This window comes from Nonomuraea aridisoli, assembly GCF_003236395.1.
Lineage (GTDB): Bacteria > Actinomycetota > Actinomycetes > Streptosporangiales > Streptosporangiaceae > Nonomuraea > Nonomuraea aridisoli.
In genome coordinates this window covers 1-21,821 of record NZ_POUD01000147.1, presented here as the reverse complement: position 1 = coordinate 21,821, position 21,821 = coordinate 1, and the positions used below count along the sequence as shown (strand labels likewise).

The following is a 21,821-nucleotide window of genomic DNA, read 5'->3' as shown; positions in this document are numbered from 1 at the left end:
GGGGTGCTGGAGTTGACGGGGCCGGCGGAGGAGGCGGTCGCGGCGGCGTTCGCGCATACGGCGGTGCTGGCCGGCAGGCCCGAGAACGCCGCCGCGCTGGCCGAGGCGGGCAGGTTCTTCGGCCGCATCGCCCACCTGGTGGACGCCTGTGAGGATCAGGCCGAGGACGACGCGCGCGGGGCGTTCAACCCGCTGACCGCCACCGGCGTCACGCCGGAGCAGGCGCGGCGGCTGTGCGACGACGCCGCCCACGGCCTCGCCCTGGCGCTCGCCGAGGTGCGTTTCGAGGAGCGCCACCTGGTGGACGCGCTGCTCGGCGCCGAGGTGCGCCGAGCGGTGGACCGCGCGTTCCGCCCCGCCGTCGCCGCCCAGCGCCGCCCCGGCTGGATCCGCAGGTCGGCGGCCGGCACGGCGATCTTCCTCACCTGCGGGCTGTGGCGGCCGGAGTGGAGCGCGCTGGCGGGCGAGTCCTGGGACGAGCGCTGCTACGTCTGCCGATACGGCGACTGCTGCGAGTGCTGCGGCAACTGCGGGGACTGCTGCTCCTGCTGCGGCTCCGACGGTTGCTGCTGCGACGGCTGCAGCTGCTCCTGCGACTGAGACGGCTGAGACGGGTGAGAGGACTGAGACGAGACCACGACGGCGACGGCGGCGGCCGCCCGGTCAGGGACTCAGCAGCACGGGCAGCGCCCGGTGGCCGTTGGCGATGAAGGAGTCCAGAGGCGTCAACTCGTCCGCGGGCACGGCGAGGGCCAGGCCGGGGAACCGGGCGAACAGGGCGGGCAGCGCGACACCGGCCTCGAGCCTGGCCAGCGGGGCGCCGACGCAGTAGTGGACCCCGTGGCCGAACGACAGATGCTCCCGCCGGGTCGGACGGGTCAGGTCGAACCGGCCGGCGTCGTCCCCGTGTTGTGCCGGGTCGCGTCCGGCGGCGGCGTAACCGGCGAGGATCGGCTCCCCCTCGCGGATCACGACGTCACCGACGGGGATGTCCTCGATCGCGTACCGCAGGGGCAGGTTGGCCACCGGCGGCTGCCAGCGCAGCGTCTCGTCGATCACGTCGTCCCACGTGGCCTGACCGGTGCGCACGAGGTCGAACTGGGCGGGATGGGTCAGCAGGGCCACGACGGCGTTGCCGATGAGGTTGACGGTGGTCTCATGACCGGCCGAGATCATCAGGAAGAGGGTGTCGATCAGCTCGGCCTCGCTGAGCCGTGAGCCGTCCCCCTGCTCGTCGCGGGCCGCGATCAGGTCGCTGGTCATGTCGTCGCCGGGGTTGTCGCGCTTCGACGCGACCAGGCCGCCCAGGACCTCGTAGGCGTGGCGCAGGGTGGCCACGGCCTGCTCCGGGTCCGCGGAGGTGTGGAAGACGCCGTCGACGATCCGGCGCAGATCCCCGCGCGCGCTGTCCGGCAGGCCGAACATCTCGCCGATCACCCGGGTGGGCAACTGGTAGGCGAACTCCTCGCGCAGGTCGACCGGCTCGCCCGCCGCGGTGCCGGCGAGCGCGCCCAGCAGTTCCTCGGTGATCTCTTCGATGCGCGGGCGCAGGGCCAGGGTGCGGCGGGCCGTGAACGCCTTGGAGACCAGGGAGCGCAGCCGCCGGTGCTCGGAGCCGTAGGCGGTGAACATGTTGTCCACCGCCACCCAGGAGTAGAGCACCCAGTCCGAAGTGATCTTCCCGGACGTGTAGGCCGGCCAGTGACGGCGTGGATCCTTGGAGACGCGCGGATCGGCCAGGAGCCGCCTGAGCGATTCGTGCCGCGTGATCGCCCACGCGGTCACGCCGCCGGGCAGTTCCACCCGGGTCGCCGGGCCGGCCTCCCGCAGGCGGGCGGCCTCGCCGTGGATGTCACGGCCGCTGGGGTCCAAGGGGGTGACGGTGGATTCCACAGACTCTCCAGGTGTCTTCGCGTGCAGCGGACAGGAGGGAGCGTTGGTGCGGAGGTGCGGGTGTGACGGCCGTACCGGGACGGGCCACGATCCAAGATGTCACGACTTATCACCATCGGTCATGCCCATAAGTCAGGAAATTTCCGGCGTGAGGGGTCAGGAACGGGCAGCGTTCATCCACTCGGGCACGTCGTCGAGCAGTCCGCCCAGTTCGTCGAGCAGGTCGTCGCCGACACCGGCACCGGCCCGCGCGCGTTCCTCCACCCGCCGGCACAGCTCCGCCTCGCGGCTCGCGCCGACGGTCGCGCACGCGCCCTTCAGCCGGTGAGCCAGCTCCGCCGCCAGCGCCGGGTCGCCGTCGCGCAGCGCCTGCCGCAGCTGCGCGAACGTCTTCCCGGCCGACCCCCGGTACGCCTGCGCGACGTCCGCCAGCGCCTCCGGCGACAACCCCGCCAGCTCCGGCGGCACTCCGGCCGAGGCCGCCCACTCCGGGATCCTGGCCAGCACCCGCTGCCAGTCGACCGGCTTGGCCAGGTGGTCGTCCATACCCGCCTCCAGGCACCGGATCCGGTCGTCCGGCATGGCGGCGGCGGTCATCGCGATGATCGGCGTGTGGACCTCCTCGCGGGCCCTGATCTCCTCGGTGGCGGCCAAGCCGTCGAGCACCGGCAGCTGGCAGTCCATGAACACCATGTCGTAGTCGCCGGCGAGCACCGCCCGCACCGCCTGGGCGCCGTCCTCGACCACGTCGACCTGGTGCCCGGCCTGACGCAGGACGAGCAGCGCGACCTGGCCGCTCACCTCGTCGTCCTCGGCCACCAGGATGCGCGCTCCCCCGCCGCCGGCCTCGGCGCCCTCCAGCGGCTCGCCGGGGCTCTCGCCGTCGCCGAGGGCGTTCTCCACGGCCGCGAGCAGGCGGCGGCGGCTGAGCGGCCGGGTGATCGACTGCACGTGCCGCTCCCCCGCGCCGCCCGGCCAGGCGAAGCCGGAGCGGCCCGGCGTGACGACCACGACGACGCTGGTGGCCTGGAGCTCCGGATCGGTGAGGATGGTCTGGGCCAGCGAGCTCGCGCCCGGCTCCGGGGCGTTGCCCAGGTCGAGGGCGACCACCGCCAGCTCGTACGGCTCCCCGCCCGCGGCGGCGGCCCGCAGCAGTGCCAGGGCCGATTCCTGGTCCCTGCTCTCCGCCACCTCCAGCCCGGCGTCGGCCAGGAAGCGCGCCGCCAGGGCGCGGTCCTCGGGGCGCGGGTCGGCGACGAGCGCACGGCGGCCCGCCAGCGTCTCGTGCTCCTGCTCGGTCCAGGTCAGGACGTCGACCGGCAGCCTCACCCAGAAGCGGCTGCCCACGCCCTCGACGCTGTCCAGCCCGATCCGGCCGCCCATGAGCTCGACGAGCTGCCGGCTGATCGCCAGGCCGAGACCGCTGCCGCCGGTGCGGCGGGTGATGGGCGAGTCGACCTGGCGGAAGACGCCGAACACCCGCTCGCGGTCCTCCGGCCCGACCCCGATGCCGGTATCGGCGACCGCGAACCTGAGCACCGCCCGGTCCTCCCCCGGCACGCCCTCCTCCACGGTGACGTGCAGGTCGACACCGCCCTGGAAGGTGAACTTGAGCGCGTTGCCGACGAGGTTCGTCAGCACCTGGCGCAGCCGTTCGGGATCGCCGCGGAGCTGACGCGGGACGCCCTCCTCCAGCCGGAGCGTCAGCCACAACCCCTGCTCGTACGCGCGCGGCGCGAACGGCGCCACCACCTCGTCGCACAGCCGCGGCAGGTCGAACGGCACCTCCTCGACCTGCAGGTGGCCCGCCTCGATGCGCGACAGGTCGAGGAAGTCGTCGAGCAGGCGCAGCACGTTCTGGGCCGCGGACTGGGCGGTGCCGGCGTAGTAGCGCTGCTCGTCGTCCAGGCGGGTGCCCATGAGCAGGGAGTTCATGCCGAGCACGCCGTTGATCGGGGTGCGGATCTCGTGGCTGATCTTGGCCACGAACTCGGACTTGGCGCTGGAGGCGCTGACGGCCTCGTCGCGGGCGGCGGCCAGCTCGGCGGCGTACCTGGCCAGGGTGGCCTGGGCGCGGCGGCGGCCGCGGGTGGTGTGGATCTGCAGGCCGAGCCCGATGAGGATGAGCAGGGCGAGCAGGGCGGCGACGGTGAGCACGTTCGCGCGCACCTGCTCGGCCTCGGCCAGCGCCTCGGCGGCGGACACCTCCGCGGTGACCGTCCAGCCGATGCTCGGGATGGGCTCGGAGGCCGACAACACCGTGCCGTCGATGCCGCGGAAGTCGCCGCTCCACGCCTGTCCGGCCAGGGCGGCGTCCACCCGCGGGTCCTCGCGCAGGGAGGTGAGGGCGAACAAGTTCCTGCCGGGGTCGGCGACGAGCACGCCGGCCCGGTCGGTGATGAGCAGCCGGATGTCCTGCGCGTCGGCGGCCTCCTCGGCGAACTCCTGGATGGCGTCGAGGCTGTAGACCACCGTGAGCATGCCGAGCATGCCGGTGCCTTCGGCGCTCGGGACGGGCGCGGCCACGGCGACGGCCCGCGACACCCCGACCATGGTGGGCGTGTACGCCTGCGACACGTGGGCCTGGGGCCGGTCGCGCACCGCGCGGTACCAGTCGGTGCTGACGATGTCCTGGGGCAGCACGCTCTTCGGCTCGCCGCCCAGCATCCTGCCCTCCGGCGAGATCATGATGAGGCCGCTGACGCCGTCGCGCATCCGCTCGAGCTCGGCCAGCCAGTCACGCAGCACGCCGGGGCCGGGGCCGTCCACGGCCTCGCGCACCTCGGGCCGCTGGGCGAAGGAGGTGACGAGCTGGGTGAGCGAGCTCATCTGCTGGTCGACGACGACCCGGCTGACGGACGCGGTGGTCTTGACCCGGTCCGTGACCTCCTCGCGCACCGCCTGCTCCGACAGGGAGATGCTGGAGGAGGTGAGCAGCGCCAGAGGCAGCAGACCGAGCAGCGTCCACAGGGCCGTCACCGCGAGCAGCCATCGCACCGCCGTCCATCCTTTCCCGACCCGCAGTAGTGGGTAACAGGTTAGGAGGAAAAGCCGTTGAGCGCCTTTTTCCGTTGAGCACAATGAGCAGAAGTCGAAATAATCGAATAAAGCACGCCTAAGCTGCAGTCAACTGCCTTATGGATGAGGAGCGGGGCCGGTGCCTGAGTTCAGGGACATCACGGTTCTGATCGTGGACGACGACCCGGTCATCACGACCACGCTGAAGCACCAGGTCGGACAGGTTCCCGGGTTCAGGGTGGTGGCGATCGCGCCCAACGGGCAGACTGCGCTGGACGCGGCCGCCCGCTTCGCGCCCCGGCTCGTGCTGCTCGACCTCCATCTTCCGGACATGACCGGCCTCGAGGTGGCCCACCGGTTACGCCACCCCGATCGGCCGCCCACCGACGTCATCGTCATCTCCGGGCGCAAGGAGTCCGACACCGTACGCGCGGCCATCCAGCGCGGCGCTCTGTACTACCTCGTCAAACCCACCCGGGCGAGGACGCTGAAGGAGACCCTGCTGCGTTACGCGGACACCGTGGAGCTGCTCCAGCGTGACTGCGTGTTCGACGAGCAGCAGGAGATCGACGAGCTCTACCGCGTGATGCACCTCGACCTGGCGGCGCGCCCCAAGGGCATCACGGCGGCGACCGAGCGGGCGGTGCTGGCCGCGCTGACCGAGGTCGAGGCGGACGCCTCGGCCAACGAACTGGCGGCGATGGTCGGCGTCAGCCGCGCCACCGCCCAGCGCTACCTGGAGTACCTCGCCGGTCGCGGCCTGGTCGAGCGCGGCCCTCGATACGGCCTGCCCGGCCGTCCGCAGCACCGCTACCGGGTGCGGTGAAGGCGCTGCGGGCACTGCTCGCCGCAGTGCTGTTCTGCCTCCTGCCGGCCGGCTGCGGCGAGGCGCAGCCGTTCCCCGAGGACTCCACGATGGCCCGCATCAGGGAGCGCGGGGTGCTGACCGTCGGCATCAAGTTCGACCAGCCGATGTTCGGTTACAAGGACCCGGTCAGCGGGCGGATCACCGGCTTCGACGCGGAGATGGCCCGGCTGGTGGCCAAGGACCTCACCGGCAGCGAGCGCAACATCCGCTTCGTCGAGACCGTCTCGCGCGAGCGCGAGAACTTCCTGTCCCAGCGCGTGGTGGACGTCGTCATCGCCACGTACTCGATCACGGAGAAGCGTGCCGGCAAGGTGGCCTTCACCGAGCCGTACTACTACGCCGGGCAGGACCTGCTGGTCAGGGCGAACGACTCGACCATCAAGAACGTGGGCGATCTGGAGGGCAAGAACGTCTGCACGGCGATCGGCTCGACCTCCGCCGAGCGGTTGGACTCCCGGATCCCCCGGCTGAGGAAGCTGGAGATCGTCGAGCGCTACAGCGACTGCGTGCCGGCGCTGATCGCGGGCACGGTCGACGCGATCAGCACCGACGACACCATCCTGCTCGGATTGCTCGCCCAGCATCCGGCCGCGCTGCGGCTGGTCGGCAAGCCGTTCGGGCGGGAGCCGTACGGGATGGGGGTGCACAAGGAGGACACGGTCTTCCGCGACTACCTCAACGGGCTGATCGACCGGTGGCTGCGCGACGGGCAATGGGACCGCGCGTACATGGCGACCATCGGGGTCTCCGGCGCGACCTCCGACTCCTCCCGCCCGCCGACCCCCGAGCAGAACGGCGCCTGACCGCGATACCGCACATATCCCGATATGTGTACAAAGAGACCATGCCGATCCCCTTTGGCCCCTTTCATGGGCGTAGCATCGCCTCCCTCGCGCGCGACCTGCGCGCGGGGCGCACCTCCTGCGCCGAGCTGACCCGGCAGGCCCTCGACGCGGTCGCCGCCCTCGACCCCCGACTCAACGCCTTCGTCACCGTCGACGCCCCCGGCGCGCTCGCCGCGGCCCGGCGGGCCGACGAGGAGCTGGCCGCCGGCGCCGACCGGGGGCCGCTGCACGGCGTGCCGGTCGCGGTCAAGGACCTCGTCCTGGTCGCCGGGCTGCCCGCGACCATGGGCTCGCGGCACTTCGCCGGGCACGTCGCCGCCTCCGACGCCGCCTGCGTGACCGGGTTACGCCGGGCGGGCGCGGTCGTCATCGGCAAGACGACGACGCACGAGTTCGCGTACGGGCCCACCGGCGACCGTTCGGCGAACGGGCCCTCGCGCAACCCGTGGGACACCGCGCGCATGTCGGGCGGTTCCAGCGGCGGCAGCGCCGCGGCCGTCGCGGCGGGGATGGTGCCGCTGGCGATCGGCACGGACACGGGCGGCTCGGTCCGCATCCCGTCCGCCCTGTGCGGGATCGCCGGGTTCAAGCCCGCGTACGGGGCCATCCCGGCGGACGGGGTGTTCCCGCTGTCCCGGACGTACGACCACGTGGGCGTGCTGGCGGGCGACGCCGGCGACTGCCTGCTCGCCTACGGTCTCCTGGCCGGCGACGGCGTCCCGCCGGAGGCGCCCGGGCCCGCCCGGGTGGCGTGGCTCGATCCCGCCGGGCTGTCCGGCGGCGACCCCCGGGTGGCCCACGCCGTCAGGGAGGTCGCCGAGCGGGCCGGGGCCAAGGAGGAGGTGCGGCTGCCGGACGGCGCCGGTGAGGAGCTGCGGGAGGCGTACACGGTCGTGCAGAGCTGTGAGGCGGCGGCCGTGCACGCCGACCGGCTGGAGCGGGACCCCGGCCTGTTCGACCCGGAGCTGCTGGAGCGGCTGCGGGTGGCCGCCGGGCTGCCGGGCTGGCGGTACGTGCGCGCCATGGAGGCGCGCACGCGGCTGGCCGCCCTGGCGGACGTGCTGTTCGCCCGGCACGACGTGGTGGCGCTGCCGACTGTGCCCATCGTCGCGCCGCCGCTGGACCGGCGCGAGATGGAGGTGGACGGCCGGCCGCTCGCCGTCAGGCCTGCCCTGCTGTCCCTGACGAGCCCGTGGAACGTGCTCCGCCTGCCCGCCCTGACCGTCCCCGCCGGGACGGTGGACGGCCTGCCGATCGGCCTCCAGCTCGTCTGCCGCCCCGGCCACGAGCGCCTGCTCTTCGACACCGCCGCCCTCGCCACCGGCTGAACGGCGGCCCGCCTCAGTGCGGGTTGTTCGCGTGGGTGAGGGTCTCCCAGGCGACGAACAGGTTGTTGGTCCCCGCGGGGCGCTGGCGTTCGGTCAGCGTCTGGGTGTTGGTCATCGGGATGCCCGTCCGGTTGTGCAGGGCGTTGAAGCCGACCTCGGTGACCGGGCCCAGGCCGAGGGTGAGGGAGCCGCGGCACAACCAGCTCGGCACGGCGGCGCCGAGCTGGTATTTCGCGTGGAAGCCGAGGCCGTGCCTGAGCCGCTCCGCCACCTCGGGATAGAGGTCCTGGCCCTGGATGCGGGCGGTCTCCGCGATGTGCGAGATGGAGGCCAGGCCGTAGCCGGTGTGGGTGAGGTCGCGGCAGGTCTCCTGGCTGAGGCCGTCGACGAAGGTGGTCTGCTCGTGCCAGAAGCGGATGATCTCGTCGCGGGTGTCGACGCCGCCGACGGGCGGCGCGACCGGCAGCGCGCCGTCGGCGGTGATGTAGAGGTAGGCGGGCACGCGGGCGCGGAACTTGGCCACGGCCCGGTCGTAGGCGGCGCGGTCCTCCAGGAAGACGGCGATGCCGAGGGCCGCCTCCGTCATGGTCAGCTCCCAGTTGCCGTTGCTGCTGGAGCCGCCGGCGACCTCCGGCAGGTACACCTCGCGCAGCATGGTGGCGAAACGGCCGGCGTTGGGCCACCCGGAGTAGGTGTAGCGGATGATCTCGGCGGCGCGCGGCCAGGTCGAGCCCGCCCAGCCGCTCTGCAGGGGCGCGTTGCTGTTGGTGTGGTCCCTGATCGTCGCGGACCAGGCGTCCATGATCTCGATCGCCTTCTCGGCGTACCTGGCGTCGCGGGAGATGTACCAGCGCAGCGCGAGCGTGTACGCGGCCAGGGCGTCCTCGCGCTCGTCGGTGCAGCCGTTGTTCGGGTTGGAGTACGAGCCGCACTCGACGATCGCCCGCGGCCGCGGGGTCCTGGTCAGGGAGGCGTACCGGCTGGCGTTCATCTGGTCGTAGGCGGCTTTCCACGGTTGCTCGTTGGCCTGGACCTTGGCCCGCACGAAGTCGAGCTGCGGCCGGCTGACGAGCACGCCGGGATGGGTGAAGGTCGCGGGGGCGGCCTGGGCGGGGTCGCCGGGGGTGATCAGCCCTGTGACCAGCCCTGTGATCAGCCCTGTGGTCAGCCCTGTGATCAGCGCCGTGACCAGCGCGGACACGGAAAGGAGGGCACGACTGCGCATGGGGGGAGTCCCTTCGTCCACGTACGTGTACGGCATGAACCTGAGCGGCTTGCGGACGATGGCGAACCTAGGCGCCGCGCGTCTTCCCGGTCAAGCTTTTCTGTTTGTAAACTTTCCTATTGACTGGACCCACCCGAGAACGGAGCGTCGATCACTGTGTGCTCACCCGTAACTCCCGGTCCACCTGAGCGCTCTAGCGTGCGCGCATGAAGATCCGCAGGTTACTCGCGACCGTGCTGTCCGGCGTCCTCGCCGGGGGTACGTTCGCCGTCGTGCTGACCCAGATCCCGCCCGCCTCGGCCGAGCGCCGCGGCCAGGCCCCGCTCGTGATCGGCCACCGCGGCGCCAGCGCCCTCCGGCCCGAGCACACCCTGCTGTCGTACGAGGCCGCCATCGCCATCGGCGCCGACTACATCGAGCCCGACCTCGTCTCCACCAAGGACCACGTGCTGGTCGCCCGGCACGAGAACGAGATCTCGGGCACGACCGACGTGGCCCGGCATCCCGAGTTCGCCGACCGGCGCACCACCAAGACCATCGACGGCCGCCCGGTCACCGGCTGGTTCACCGAGGACTTCACCCTGGCCGAGCTGAAGACGCTGCGGGCCAAGGAGCGCGTGCCCGACCTGCGGCCGGACAACACGGCGTTCGACGGGCTGGCCGAGATCCCGACGTTCGAGGAGGTCGTGCGGCTCGCGCAGCGGCACGGCGTCGGCGTCATCCCCGAGACCAAGCACCCCACCTACTTCGACTCCATCGGCCTGTCGCTGGAGGAGCCGCTGCTCGACGTGCTGAACAGGTACCGGGTGCGCGAGGCGTACATCCAGTCCTTCGAGACCGCCAACCTGCGCGACCTGAGCAAGAAGACGCGGCTGCCGCTGGTGCAGCTGGTCACGTTCGGCGGCGCACCCTACGACTGGGTGGCCGCCGGCAGCACGCGCACGTACGACGACATGGTCACGCCCGCCGGGCTGCGCGAGGTCGCCGAGTACGCCGACGTGATCGGCGCCGACACCCGCCGCGTGGTGCCCCAGGACGCCGAGGGCAGGACCACGCAGCCCACCTCGCTGGTCCGCGACGCCCACCGCAGGGGCCTCGACGTGCACGTCTGGACGGTGCGCAACGAGAACTCCCAGCTGCCCGCCGACTACCGGCTCGGCGACCCGGCGAACCCCGTCCACCAGCGGGCGACCGGCGACGTGATGCGCTGGATCTCGACGCTGGTCGCGCAGGACGTGGACGGCCTGTTCTGCGACGACCCCGGCATGTGCCGGGCGGTCGTCGCGCGGTTGTCGGCGTAGCGCGCGTCCCGACTCACGTACGGCGCCAGCGGGACTCGCCGAAGCAGTAGCCGGCGAACAGCAGCAACCCCAGCGCCACCGCCACCAGCAGCCAGGGACCGGCGGGCGTGTTCGCGAACTCCCGCAGCGTCGCGTCGATGCCGCCCGCCTCCTCCGGGTCGTGGGTGATCGCCGCCTGGACGATGAAGATCCCGGCCAGCGCGGCGATCACGCCCCGGGCCGCGTACCCGCCGAGCCCGAGCCGGTCCATCACGGAACGGGCTCGCGGGGACATCCGCCCGCGGTCGAGCTCCTCCCTGAACCCCTTCGTGACGCCCTGCCGCACCCAGTGGACGCCGAGCACCACCAGGGCGAGGCCGATCACTCCCACGATGACGGGCCCGGCCGGCAGGGCGAGCAGCTTGGCGGTCAGGTCCTGCGACTTCTGGTCGTCGGAGGGCGCGCCGTGCGCGGTCAGCACGCTCAGCAGGGTGAAGAAGACCAGCACGTACACGCCGGTACGCGCCACCGACTCGACCCGTTCGAGCGCCTTGCCGCCGCCGAACACCGCCTCGGACGCCTGCCACAGCGCCAGCGCGGCGAACCCCGCTGCCATGACCCACAGCAGCACGGACCCGAACGGCAGGCCCGCCAGCGTGGAGATCGCGCCTGACTTGTCCGCCTCCTGTGAGGTGTCGCCGAACGCGATCTGCACCGCCACGATGCCGATCAGCGCGTACAGCACGCCGCGGCAGGCCAGGCCCACCCGGGTCAGCACCTCCATCGGCCGGCTGCCGGCCGCCCGCCGGGTCGCGGCCTTCGCCTCGCGGCCCGCCTGTTCCGCTGTGTTCGCCATGATCACCATTCCTCGATGAGGTCTGCAGGGACCACGAATGCCCCGGAAACGGCGGTCTAGGCGTCGGATGCCAGGTGTCGCGGGGCTTTTCGCTGGTTACATTCACTGCGTGACCCAGGATCAGCACGGCCTGGCGATGACGGGCGCCGGGTCCGCCGCAGCCCGCCACTACGACCGGGCGATCGACGAGTTGCTGCACTTCCGCGCCGAGGTGGACGCCGAGGCCGGCGCCGCGCTGGCCGAGTCGCCCGACTTCCCCATGGGCAACGTCCTGGCGGCGTACCTGGGGCTGCTGACCACCGAGGTCGAGGACGCGCGCACGGCGCGGGTGCGGTTCGGGGCGTTCCGCCGCAGGATCGACGAGAGCCGGCTGCTGCCGCGCGAGCGCGCCCACCTGGCGGCCGTGGCGGCGCTGCTCGACGGCGACTTCCTGACCTGCGGGGCGCGGCTGGCAGAGATCACCGTGGCGTACCCGCGCGACGCCCTGGCGCTGGCGGCCGGACACCAGATCGACTTCTTCACCGGCGACGCCCGCATGTTGCGCGACCGGATCGGCGGGGCGCTGTCCGCCTGGCGCGAGGACGACCCCCACTTCGGCCACCTGCTCGGCATGTACGCCTTCGGCCTGGAGGAGGCCGGCCACTACGACCGGTCCGAGGAGATCGGCCTGCGGGCGGTGGAGCTGAACCGGCGCGACGTGTGGGGCATCCACGCGGTGGTGCACACGTACGAGATGCAGGGGCGCTTCGGCGACGGCCTGCGCTACCTGGACGCCCGGGTGCCCGACTGGTCCACCGGGACGTTCTTCAACGTGCACAGCTGGTGGCACTACTGCCTGTACGCGCTCGAGGCCGGCGACGTGGACCGGGTGCTGGCGATCTACGACGCGGTGATGTCCGACGGGCAGTCGTGCATGGAACTGCTGGACGCGGCGGCGCTGCTGTGGCGGCTGCACCTGGAGGGCTCCGACCAGACCGCGCGCTGGCGGGCCCTCGCCGACGCCTGGCCGGTGCGGGTCGCCGAGCCGTTCTACGCGTTCAACGACATGCACGCGGTCATGTCGTACGTGGGCGCCGGGCGGCTGTACGACGCCGAGAAGCTGATCGCGACCCGGGAGGCGTACGTGCGTGAACCGCATCCCGGGGTGACGAACCACGACATGACGCTGCGCGTGGGGCTGCCGGTGTGCCGGGCGATCACGGCCTTCGGGCGGGGCGACCACTCGACCGTGCTCGACCTGCTGTATCCGATCCGGCACCGGATCAACGAGTTCGGCGGCAGCCACGCGCAGCGCGACGCCGTGCAGCGCACCCTCCTGGAGGCGGCCCTGCGGTCCGGGCGGCATGACGTGGCGCGGGTGCTGGTGAGCGAGCGGGTGAACGTGCGTCCGTGCAGCCCGTACAACTGGCTCAAGCAGGCGGCGCTCGCGGACGCGGCGGGCGACCGCGCGGCGGCGGCCCTCGCCCGCCGCCGAGCCGCCACCCTCGCCCGCACCGCCCTGGCAGGCTGACGGGCTCCCGGAAGTCAGGGCCGGTGCTCGGCGAACCGTCCGGGCCGCGATTCCGCGACCCGCCATGCGCCCGCCGAATTGTCGGGGGCGGCGAGTAGGGTTCCAGCCATGGATCGGCAACTCACCCTGATGGTCGTGCACGCCCACCCCGACGACGAGTGCCTGAGCACCGGCGGCGTCCTGGCCCGCTACGCCGACGAGGGCGTCCGCACCGTCCTGGTCACCTGCACCAACGGCGAGCAGGGCGACGGCGACGGCGGCGTCAAGCCGGGCGAGCCGGGTCACGACGACGCGGCGGTGGCCAGGAAGCGCCTGGCCGAGCTGCGCGAGTCGGTCGCCCTGCTGGGCGTGGAGCATCTGGAGCTGCTCGGCTACCGCGACTCGGGCATGCAGGGCTGGGAGGGCAACGCCCACCCCGACGCGTTCGCGAAGGTCCCGGTCGACCAGGCCGCCGCCCGGCTGGCCGCGCTGATGGAGCGCTACCGCCCGCAGGTCGTCGTCACCTACGACGAGACGGGCGGCGGCGGATACGGCCATCCCGACCACGTCCAGACCCACCGCGTCACGGTGGCGGCCACCGAGCTGAGCGGCATCCCCGCCAAGCTCTACTACACGGCCATGCCCCGCTCGGCCATGAAGCAGATGTTCGACCTGATGCGCGAGCAGGGCATCGACGTCGGCTTCACACCGTCCGACGACTTCGGCACCCCTGACGAGCGCGTGACCACCCTCGTCGAGGTCTCCCCCTACGTCGAGCGCAAGCTCAAGGCGCTGCAGGCCCACGAGAGCCAGGGCGACAACATCTTCCTGTGGCAGATGCCGGAGGAGATCCGCCAGGCGGCCTTCTCCCACGAGGCCTTCGAACGCGTCCTCAGCAAGGTCGACACCCCGGCCCACGAGGAAGACCTCTTCGCCGGCCTCCGCGACAACTGACGAAGCCGCCGCCCGGACCGACAGCCGCACAGACCGAGAAGACGTCTTCCCGACCTACGAGCCCGCAGACCGAGAAGACGTCGTTTCGGCCCGGAGCCGCACAAACGTCCGGTGACGGACTCCCGGGACGGCGCGGCACCATCGTGTGTGCACGATCGTGCGGCGCCATCCTTGCGAGGTCATGGTGAGCGACATATTCGACGTCTATAACGCGACGGAACACCTGCTTTTCGAAGAACCTACCTGTATCACCTGGGTTGGTGGTCTGCCCTTGCCGGAATGCGTCCGCCTTTTCGGCGGGGACCCGCTCCGGACACGGGAGGCTGATTTCCAGGACATCTACGAGGGCGGCTACGACCTCGATCCCGACGACCCGAGCGACGGCGCCATCCTGCTCGATCAGCAGGGCGACTGGGTGGTGGTGGTGGAGCCGACGAGCTACCGCGGGATCTCATCCGCATTGTTGAAGCGGCTCTCCGTGAACGGAGCCGCCTTGAGTGTCTCCTGGACCGTCAACGTCGATGCCTACGTCAAGTGGGCCGAGCATGGCCATGTGCTCTATATCTTCGACCCGCTGGCCCTCGACATCATGAACCCCGAGATGGCAGAGGTGGGCTGGGTCGTCGATCAGGGTGTAGATCTCGACGCATGGGATCAGAACTGGCTGGCGGCAACGCTGACGCTGGCGGAGAAAATCACCTCCGTTCGCCTCGACCCGGCGTGGATGGAAAGGCCCCATGTGGGCGTGACCGTGGGCCCCATGCCCTCGGCCTGAGCCGGACTGCCGGAAACTGAGCATGACCGGCCGGGCCTCTGAGGCCGTCCTCGGCGGAGCTGTGGGGAGGCGGCCGATGACCAGCGCCCCCTACCGGGTGGCCGCTCCGGCTCATCCACTTCGAGGAACCCCTCCGAGGCACCTGCCGCCGGCTCCAGCAGGTGCGCGGCGCCACCACATCGTCCAGGCAGGACACCCCTGCGGCCACCGCACGGGACAGACCGCCGGACACCTACGCGCACGCTCACCCACCGCCACACACACCCGCAGACCAACCGCTCCCAGCCCCACGGACACATGGAGAGCAACCGCTCAGACCCCACCGCCACCCACCACACCTGCAGGTCAGTCGCCATCGGCTACATCGCCGCCGTTGATGACCGACCGGCCGGGCGTACCGGGCGAGTTCTTTGGCGTCGGGGGAATTCACGCTGAGCTGCCACACGCGGGTGGGCCCGGATGGGACGAGAGGGTTATGGGGATATATCGGAGTTTTTATGAATGATCTGCCCTGCTTTGTGCCGAGGGCGGCATCGCGTGGTGGGGAGAGGCCGTGAGCAGGTGAGAGGGCCGTGGCGTGGCGGGTGGCGTACGGGAGGGTGGTTTTTGTAGCCGTGGCTGCGCGGGAGGCGTTGCACAGGGCGTGAATGCCGCGGAATTGGGGTGATATTTGTTGGGGTAATCGTGGAGGTATCGGGGGCGGTCGTTCAATCTACCCATTCAGGAATTACGGGAGGATATGTGGTTCGAGGCCACTTTGGTTTGTGTGTTTGGAGCCGCCCATGCGAGCCGTCGCTGCTCGGGACCGCGCCACGGGTGTCAGCGGGCTCCCCCTGACCGAAAGGCCCTACCCGCATGCCGCCGAGAACGACGTCATCGTCCGGGTGCATGCCGCGGGGTTCATCGCCGGAGAGCTCGACTGGTATGGGACGTGGGTCGATCGGGCCGGGCATGCAGGGCCTGTTCGCCACGGCCGCCTCGCGAGCGGCGAGACCGTGCTCATCCACGGCTCCGCGGGCGCGGTCGGCTCGATCGCGGTGCAGCTCGCGCGTGAGGCGGGAGCCCGCGTGATCGGCACCGGCCGGGCCTCCGCCAGGGACACCGCGCTCCGGCTCGGCGCCCACGCCTTCCTCGACCTGCAGGCCGATCCCCTGGAAGACGCCGGTGAGGTCGACGTGGTGTTCCACATGATCGGCGGCGACGTCCTCGCGCGTTCGGCCGCGCTGGTGCGCGCCGGCGGCACGCTCGTCACCCGCCGTCGCACCGCCCGAGGTCCGGCCGAAGGACGGCCGGGCGGTCCTCTTCGTCGTGGAACCCGACCGCGCCCAGCTCGCCGACCTCGTCCAGCGGGTGCGGGACGGACGGCTCAAGCCGAACGTCGGGACGGTACGGACGCTGGCCGAAGCGCCGGCGGCGTTCACTCCCGAGCGGCGCACCCCCGGCAAGACGATCATTCGTGTCACCGAGGCCCGATGAGGAGGGCATCATGATCGGACTACGATTCGCCGGCGGTTGTCTGGCCGCCGCCATGGCGGCCACCGCGTGCGCCCCTGCGGCAGAGCGTGCGCCCGACGTCGCACCGGTCGCCGCCGTGGCGACGCCGCCGCCCGCGGACAGGACGCCGCCGTCGGACAAGCTGACGATCCAGTACGAACAGGCGCTCCCGAACGTCAAAGGCAAGACGTTCACCTCGGCGATCGTCGACTTCCCGCCTGGGGGACGCGCGGCGCCGCATCGGCACAGTACGGCGTTCGTCTACGCGTACGTGCTCGAAGGCACGGTGCGCAGCAAACTCGACGACGAACCGGTGCGTACGTACCGCCAGGGCGAGGACTGGGTCGAGAAGCCGGGCGCCCACCACGTGCTCGCCGAGAACACCAGCAAGACGGAACCGGCGCAACTGCTGGTCATCTTCGTCTCCGACACCGGACAAGAGCTCAAGATCGACGACTAGGTCGCCGCAAGGCGGCCACGGCCGCCCTGCGCGCGAGGGCATTGAGTTCCCGCCTGAGCGGCGCAGAGCCGTTCCCCGGTGGCCAGAGTTCCCCAGCCGGACCGACACGCTTGCCCGCGGCCCGGCCGGGTAGGGGTGGGCGCATGGCCACACTCATGGATCGGGTGCGCACGTACCTGCGCAGTCCTCAGGGCAGACAGAACCTCGAGAAGGCGAAGCGCATGGCCCGTGACCCGCACACCCAGCAGAAGGTGCGGCGGTTCCTGGACCGGTTCCGGTCACGGCGTCACTGATATCGGGCGGGCTTCGCCGGCACGGTGGGAGGCCCGGCGGGAAACGCCGGGCCTCACTCCGCCTTGTGCACGGTGACGGCCTGAACCGCCGTCAGCAAGATCGTGTGCACGGGTGATTCATGCCGCGTCGCGGCGGCCCCCTGCGCGAACTCGTCGAGGACGACGCTCTTGCGGGCCCGGTCCAGCTCGACGACGACCCCCTTGAGCGACTGGCCGCCGTACAGGTGCACCGTCACCCGCTGCCGGCCGCCTTCCACGCTGGACAGCACGTCCACCCACACGTCCATGACTTCCATCCGGTCCTCCGTGTGGACGTTCGCCCGTAGACATCTCCCCCTTATTCTCGCATGTCCGGACATATCGGGCCGAGTGGGCGAACGGCGTCAGATCCAGCCGCGGCGGGTGGCCTCCATCGCGACCTGGAAGCGGGTCTGGGCGCCGAGGCGGCGCATCAGCTTCGTGATGTGCCGCTGGACCGTGCGCTCGCTCCAGCCCAGCGCGCGGCTGGCCGCCTTGTCCGTGGCGCCCGAGGCCAGCAGGGTGAGCAGGCGCTCCTCGTCCTGCGACAGCTCCCCGCCCTGCGATGTCAGGCGTACGGGGACGCTGCGCTCCCACAGCGCCTCGAACAGCGCCATCAGCGCGTCCAGCAGCGGCGAGGGATGGATCAGGTACGACGCCGTGACCGCGCTGTCACCCGCCCGCAGCAGCGGGATGATCGCCAGCCGGTCGTCGGAGATGGCCAGTTTCATCGGCAGGTCGGCGCCGATGCGCGCCTGCTCCCCGCGCTGCATCCCGGCCGTCACGTCCTCCAGCCAGCCGGGCAGCTCCAGCACGCTGGTGTCGTAGATGACGCGGTACTTCACGCCGCGGCGCAGCAGGTCCAGCTCGATCGGATTCGACTGCCTGTGCTGCTCGGGGGCGGCGTACGGCGGCCGGTCGAAGCCGCGCATCTCCGCCCGGGTGTTCCGCTGCAGCTGGGCGAAGCACTGGTTGACCTCGTCACGCCCGGAGATGACCTCGACGAGCTCGCCGGGGTGGGCGAAGCGGGTGCTGGCGCGGTAGACGTCCATGAGGGCGCGGATGTGGGTGCGGACGCCGTCGAGCTCGCGTTCGCGCTCGCGCAGGATGGCCTCCAGGCTGCTGTCGGGCGAGACGGCGACGTAGCGGGTGGGACGGCCGGTCGAGCGGGTGGCCAGCCCCAGCTCGGCCAGCGACTGCAGGATGCGCCGCGCGGCCGTGGCCGGCAGGTGGCAGTCGACGGCGATCTCGGCGACCGTGGCCTGGGTCCGGCGTACGAGAGCGTCGTAGACCTCCTCGTCCTGGACGCTGAGTCCGATGGCCTGCAGCAACTCCGCCTCCCTCGGATGTCGGGTTTACGCCATATGACAGAAACTCGTCATCTACGGATCTTGTCAGGAAATAGATGGAGATGTCAGCGTTCTTGGGCACCATCGGCCCCCGTGGCCACAGGATGAAGGAGCCCCATGCCGCTGTCCCCCCGTCGGTCTCCTGGACGACGCCTGCTCGCGGCCGTCCTGCCCGCCCTGCTCGTGAGCGCAGGGATGTCCGGGACGCTCGTACCGTTAGCCGCGACCTCGGCGATGGCGCAGGCCGCCACCGCCGACGAGCCCGGCCCCGCCCCGAAGATCGACCCCAAGCTCGCCCGCCAGATGACGAGCGCCCGCGGCCGCCTGGAGGCGGTCGTCGTGCTGCGCACCACGCAGGAGGCGCCGGCGATGAAGTCGCGCGCCGAGGCCCGCGCCGCCCTGACGGCGAGCGCCGAACCCGCCCAGGACCCGGTCGCCGCGCTGGTCGCCCAGCGCGGCGACGTCGTGGTCAACCGGTTCTGGCTGAAGAACATGCTCCTGGTACGGGCCACGCCCGCCACGCTGGCCTCCCTGGCGGAGCTCGACGTGGTCGACCGGATCATCCCGAACTTCACCCTGACCACCCCGGACCCGGAAAAGCCGGAGGCCGCCGCCCCCAAGGCCACCGCGGCCGGGAGCGCGACCTGGGGCGTGGCCAAGATCGGCGCAGATCGGGTGCGCGCCGAACGCGGCCTGACGGGCGAGGGCGTGCGCGTGGCCGTGCTCGACACCGGCATCGACGCCGCCCACCCCGACCTGGCCGGCAAGCTGGCCACCACCGACGCCTCCGACCCGAAGCACCCGGGCGGCTGGATCGAGTTCGACCCCTCCGGCATGCCGGTGCCGTCCGAGCCGCATGACAGCAGCTTCCACGGCACGCACGTGGCGGGCACGATCGCCGGCGGCGACGCGTCCGGCACGCAGATCGGTGTCGCGCCGGACGCCGAGCTGATGGCCGCCCTCGTCATCCCGGGCGGCACCGGCACGCTCGCCCAGGTGATCGCCGGCATGCAGTGGGCCATCGCGCCGTACGCGGCCGACGGCAGCCCGGCGGGCGAGCCGGCCGACGTCGTCAGCATGTCGCTGGGCGCCGAGGGCTACTCCGACGAGTTCATCGAGCCGGTGCGGAACATCATCAAGGCCGGCGCGTTCCCGGCGTTCGCCGCCGGCAACGACTGCGTGGAGGGCCAGTCCAACAGCCCGGGCAACGTGTACGAGTCCGTGGCCGTGGGCGCGACCGACGCCGACGACAACGTGGCCGACTTCTCCTGCGGCGGCGTGGTCCAGCGCGGCGACTGGTTCAGCGCGCCGCCGGAGTGGCCCGACTCCTACGTCGTGCCGGACGTCTCCGCCCCCGGCGTGGACGTGGTCTCGTCCCTGCCGAACGGCGAGTACGGCTCCCTGAACGGCACCTCGATGGCCACCCCGCACGTCAGCGGCACCGTCGCCCTCATGCTGCAGGCCCGCCCCGGCCTGACCGTGGAGGCGGCCGAGGAGATCCTCGCCGGCACGTCGGTCTCCGACGACCGGTACGGCCCCCGCCCGAACCCGCGCGTCGGCCAGGGCCGCATCGACGCGTACGCCGCCGTCACCGAGGCCGCGCTGGAGAGCGGCGTGCGCGGTACGGTCACCGACGAGCGCAGCCGCAAGCCGCTGGCCGGTGTCAAGGTCGCCGCCGGTACCGGCCGCAGCACGGTGACCGACGACGAGGGGCGTTTCGAGCTGCGGCTGCCGCCCGGCACGCAGGAGCTGACGCTGTCCAGGTTCGGCTACCAGGAGGACACCCGCAGCGTCCGCGTCAGGGACGGCCGCCTCTCCGACGTGCGCTGGGAGCTCGAGCGCACCCGCTGGAGCACGATCGCGGGCACGGTGACGTACGGGCCGACCGGCTCGGCGGTGCCGGGCGCGACCGTCACGGTGCTCGGCGTCCCCGACGAGCTGACGGGCGTCACCGACCAGAACGGCCGGTACACGATCAAGGACGTGCCGGTCGGCGACCACCGGATCTCCGCGTACGCCCCGGGCGTGTCCCGCTCGCAGCCGGTGCAGGTCACCGTGGGCCGCCAGAAGGCGTCCGCGGACGTGACGCTGCCGCGCCGCCCGCAGACCGAGCGCGTGTCGGTGGGCCCGGACGGCCGTCAGGGTAACCACGAGACGTGGTGGCCCGAGATCAGCGGCGACGGAAGCGTCGTCGTGTACGCGAGCTTCGCCTCCAACCTCCTCGACGACGAGGACACCAACGCCGAGCTGGACATCTTCGCCACCGACCTGCGCACCCGGACGACCGAGCGGGTCTCGGTGCCGACCGGCGGCGGCCTGGCGAACTCGTTCTCGCTGTCGCCGACGGTCAACGCCGACGGGCGGTTCGTCGGGTTCAACAGCGGGGCGAACAACCTCACCGAGGGCGACACGAACGGTCAGACGGACGCGTTCGTCCACGACCGGCGGACGAGGACGACGGAGATGGTGTCGGTCTCGTCCGACGGCACGCCGGGCGACGGGCTGTCGGGCTCGCCGGTCATCAGCGCGGACGGCCGGTACGCGGTCTTCAGCAGCGACGCCACGAACCTGGTGCCGGGCGACACCAACGGCCGCAGCGACGTGTTCCTGCGCGACCGGCAGGAGCGCACGACCGTGCGCCTGTCCGTCGCCCAGGACGGCTCCCAGCTGGACGGTCAGGCCCGCGAGCCGTCGATCAGCGCGGACGGCCGGTACGTGGCCTTCCAGAGCGACGACGCCGACGTCGTGCCGGGCGACACCGACGGCGTGAACGACGCGTTCGTGCTGGACCGCCAGAGCGGGACGGTCAAGCGGATCGAGGGGCCGTTCCCCGACACCGAGACCACCGGGCCCGTGCTCAGCGCCGACGGGTCCGCGGTGGCTTTCACCAACGGCGTCGGCCTCGGCGAGATCTACGTGCAGAACCTGGCCACCGGCAAGACCGACATGGTGTCGGTCACGCTGGACGGGCAGGGGGCGAACGCCCTGTCGTTCGCTCCCGAGCTGAACGGCGACGGCAGCAAGGTCGTCTTCTACAGCGACTCCGGCCGGCTCACCGAGGGCGACACGAACGCGCGCAGCGACGCGTTCGTGCGCGACGTCGCGGCGGGCACCACCACACTGCTGTCCGTCGGGCCCAACGACGAGGAGGGCGACGACCGCACCGAGCTGCCGTCGATCAGCGACGACGGGCGGTACGTGGTCTGGCAGAGCACCTCGGGCAACCTGGTCGAGGGCGACACCAACCACCGCTCCGACATCTTCGTGCACGACCTGGTGGCCGGGCCGGAGGCGCTGTTCACGCTGGCCGGTCTGGACGTCTCCCCCGCCGTCTCGCGGTCGGGGCGCGTCGAGGTGCGCGCGCTGGTGAAGAACATCGGCGAACGGGCGGGCTCGTACGAGGCCGTGCTGCGCGTCGACGGCGAGCCGGTCCAGCAGCGTACGGTGTCGCTGAAGCCGGGCCGCGGCACAAGCGTCACGTTCGCGCTGCGCGCCGAGGCCGGTGACCACACGGTCGAGCTGGGGCCGCTGACCGGGCGTTTCACGGTCAAGCGCTAGCGAGGTCCGCTGGCAGGGCCGCCCGTCATCCGGGCGGCCCTGTCGCGTTTCATGAACCCCGGAGCCGGAAGGGTCAGCGGGCGGGGGCGGTTCTCCGGCGCCGTGGACGAATCAGGGC

17 protein-coding genes and 2 pseudogenes are annotated in these 21,821 nt (G+C 71.8%); 13 read left to right on the top strand and 6 right to left on the bottom strand.

Annotated features, from left to right (window positions below):
- Positions 1-600, top strand: a pseudogene (locus tag C1J01_RS29135) (DUF5685 family protein); the annotation flags it as partial.
- A 63-nt stretch (positions 601-663) separates the two neighbouring features.
- Here C1J01_RS29135 and C1J01_RS29130 read toward each other — a convergent pair.
- Positions 664-1,893 carry a cytochrome P450 family protein gene (locus C1J01_RS29130; RefSeq protein WP_111182167.1) on the bottom strand — a complete coding sequence of 410 codons (1,230 nt, stop codon included), beginning with the start codon at positions 1,891-1,893 and terminating at the stop codon, positions 664-666.
- A gap of 156 nt (positions 1,894-2,049) precedes the next feature.
- A complete protein-coding gene (locus C1J01_RS29125; RefSeq protein WP_111182166.1) occupies positions 2,050-4,890 on the bottom strand; it encodes a hybrid sensor histidine kinase/response regulator in 2,841 nt (946 codons plus the stop codon).
- Positions 4,891-5,050: 160 nt separating this feature from the next.
- Here C1J01_RS29125 and C1J01_RS29120 point away from each other — a divergent pair, with 160 nt between their 5' ends.
- The 3 genes from C1J01_RS29120 to C1J01_RS29110 are packed head-to-tail and all read left to right on the top strand — an operon-like array spanning position 5,051 to position 7,952.
- The gene (locus C1J01_RS29120; RefSeq protein WP_111182165.1) at positions 5,051-5,737 is read left to right on the top strand and encodes a response regulator; all 687 of its coding nucleotides are present in this window, start codon (positions 5,051-5,053) and stop codon (positions 5,735-5,737) included.
- Positions 5,734-6,582 (top strand): glutamate ABC transporter substrate-binding protein, encoded by an 849-nt coding sequence (locus C1J01_RS29115; protein WP_235854737.1) that lies wholly within the window; start codon positions 5,734-5,736, stop codon positions 6,580-6,582. The genes C1J01_RS29120 and C1J01_RS29115 overlap by 4 nt, the downstream gene beginning before the upstream one ends.
- Before the next feature lie 41 nt (positions 6,583-6,623).
- The gene (locus C1J01_RS29110; RefSeq protein WP_111182170.1) at positions 6,624-7,952 is read left to right on the top strand and encodes an amidase; all 1,329 of its coding nucleotides are present in this window, start codon (positions 6,624-6,626) and stop codon (positions 7,950-7,952) included.
- Between the two features lie 13 nt (positions 7,953-7,965).
- On the opposite strand, the gene C1J01_RS29105 is transcribed toward C1J01_RS29110, so the two are convergent.
- Entirely contained in the window at positions 7,966-9,177 is a 1,212-nt protein-coding gene (locus C1J01_RS29105; protein WP_111182164.1) for an alginate lyase family protein, read from the bottom strand.
- Positions 9,178-9,383: 206 nt separating this feature from the next.
- On the opposite strand from C1J01_RS29105, the gene C1J01_RS29100 reads away from it, so the two are divergent.
- Positions 9,384-10,478, top strand: a complete 1,095-nt coding sequence (locus C1J01_RS29100) for a glycerophosphodiester phosphodiesterase (protein ID WP_111182163.1) — start codon at positions 9,384-9,386, stop codon at positions 10,476-10,478.
- Positions 10,479-10,491: 13 nt separating this feature from the next.
- Here the strand turns inward: C1J01_RS29100 and C1J01_RS29095 are convergent, their stop codons facing one another.
- Positions 10,492-11,313 carry a DUF1206 domain-containing protein gene (locus C1J01_RS29095; RefSeq protein ID WP_111182169.1) on the bottom strand — a complete coding sequence of 274 codons (822 nt, stop codon included), beginning with the start codon at positions 11,311-11,313 and terminating at the stop codon, positions 10,492-10,494.
- A 109-nt stretch (positions 11,314-11,422) separates the two neighbouring features.
- Between C1J01_RS29095 and C1J01_RS29090 the strand changes: the two genes are divergently transcribed.
- From C1J01_RS29090 to C1J01_RS50195, 7 genes and pseudogenes are all read left to right on the top strand, one after another.
- Complete coding sequence (locus tag C1J01_RS29090) at positions 11,423-12,823, top strand: tetratricopeptide repeat protein (RefSeq protein WP_111182162.1); 1,401 nt, start codon at positions 11,423-11,425, stop codon at positions 12,821-12,823.
- 108 nt (positions 12,824-12,931) lie between these two features.
- Positions 12,932-13,756, top strand: coding sequence for a PIG-L family deacetylase (locus C1J01_RS29085; protein ID WP_111182161.1), 825 nt, complete (start codon positions 12,932-12,934; stop codon positions 13,754-13,756).
- Positions 13,757-13,901: 145 nt separating this feature from the next.
- Positions 13,902-14,531 carry a DUF6461 domain-containing protein gene (locus tag C1J01_RS29080; RefSeq protein ID WP_146615766.1) on the top strand — a complete coding sequence of 210 codons (630 nt, stop codon included), beginning with the start codon at positions 13,902-13,904 and terminating at the stop codon, positions 14,529-14,531.
- A 647-nt stretch (positions 14,532-15,178) separates the two neighbouring features.
- A pseudogene (locus C1J01_RS52485) lies at positions 15,179-15,721 on the top strand (MDR/zinc-dependent alcohol dehydrogenase-like family protein); the annotation flags it as partial.
- Positions 15,722-15,839: 118 nt separating this feature from the next.
- Positions 15,840-16,007: a hypothetical protein gene (locus tag C1J01_RS52480; RefSeq protein WP_235854738.1), complete on the top strand. Its 168-nt coding sequence runs from the start codon at positions 15,840-15,842 to the stop codon at positions 16,005-16,007.
- A gap of 10 nt (positions 16,008-16,017) precedes the next feature.
- Positions 16,018-16,485, top strand: coding sequence for a cupin domain-containing protein (locus C1J01_RS29070; RefSeq protein WP_111182159.1), 468 nt, complete (start codon positions 16,018-16,020; stop codon positions 16,483-16,485).
- Between the two features lie 143 nt (positions 16,486-16,628).
- Positions 16,629-16,778 (top strand): hypothetical protein, encoded by a 150-nt coding sequence (locus tag C1J01_RS50195; RefSeq protein ID WP_181449022.1) that lies wholly within the window; start codon positions 16,629-16,631, stop codon positions 16,776-16,778.
- Between the two features lie 53 nt (positions 16,779-16,831).
- Here C1J01_RS50195 and C1J01_RS29065 read toward each other — a convergent pair whose 3' ends face one another.
- Together C1J01_RS29065 and C1J01_RS29060 are read right to left on the bottom strand one after the other, a co-directional pair.
- Positions 16,832-17,074, bottom strand: coding sequence for a hypothetical protein (locus C1J01_RS29065; RefSeq protein WP_146615765.1), 243 nt, complete (start codon positions 17,072-17,074; stop codon positions 16,832-16,834).
- 87 nt (positions 17,075-17,161) lie between these two features.
- Complete coding sequence (locus C1J01_RS29060; RefSeq protein ID WP_111182157.1) at positions 17,162-18,127, bottom strand: helix-turn-helix transcriptional regulator; 966 nt, start codon at positions 18,125-18,127, stop codon at positions 17,162-17,164.
- A gap of 135 nt (positions 18,128-18,262) precedes the next feature.
- Between C1J01_RS29060 and C1J01_RS29055 the strand changes: the two genes are divergently transcribed.
- A complete protein-coding gene (locus tag C1J01_RS29055; RefSeq protein ID WP_111182156.1) occupies positions 18,263-21,703 on the top strand; it encodes a S8 family serine peptidase in 3,441 nt (1,146 codons plus the stop codon).
- The last annotated feature ends 118 nt before the right edge of the window (positions 21,704-21,821 follow it).

Excerpts from the sequence above, each read along its gene's own strand:
- C1J01_RS50195 (WP_181449022.1), top strand. The coding sequence starts at position 16,629 with ATGGCCACACTCATGGATCGGGTGCGCACGTACCTGCGCAGTCCTCAG.
- C1J01_RS29085 (WP_111182161.1), top strand. The coding sequence starts at position 12,932 with ATGGATCGGCAACTCACCCTGATGGTCGTGCACGCCCACCCCGACGAC.
- C1J01_RS29095 (WP_111182169.1), bottom strand. The coding sequence starts at position 11,313 with ATGGCGAACACAGCGGAACAGGCGGGCCGCGAGGCGAAGGCCGCGACC.
- C1J01_RS29070 (WP_111182159.1), top strand. The coding sequence starts at position 16,018 with ATGATCGGACTACGATTCGCCGGCGGTTGTCTGGCCGCCGCCATGGCG.
- C1J01_RS29100 (WP_111182163.1), top strand. The coding sequence starts at position 9,384 with ATGAAGATCCGCAGGTTACTCGCGACCGTGCTGTCCGGCGTCCTCGCC.
- C1J01_RS29055 (WP_111182156.1), top strand. The coding sequence starts at position 18,263 with ATGCCGCTGTCCCCCCGTCGGTCTCCTGGACGACGCCTGCTCGCGGCC.
- C1J01_RS29110 (WP_111182170.1), top strand. The coding sequence starts at position 6,624 with ATGCCGATCCCCTTTGGCCCCTTTCATGGGCGTAGCATCGCCTCCCTC.
- C1J01_RS29105 (WP_111182164.1), bottom strand. The coding sequence starts at position 9,177 with ATGCGCAGTCGTGCCCTCCTTTCCGTGTCCGCGCTGGTCACGGCGCTG.
- C1J01_RS29065 (WP_146615765.1), bottom strand. The coding sequence starts at position 17,074 with ATGGAAGTCATGGACGTGTGGGTGGACGTGCTGTCCAGCGTGGAAGGC.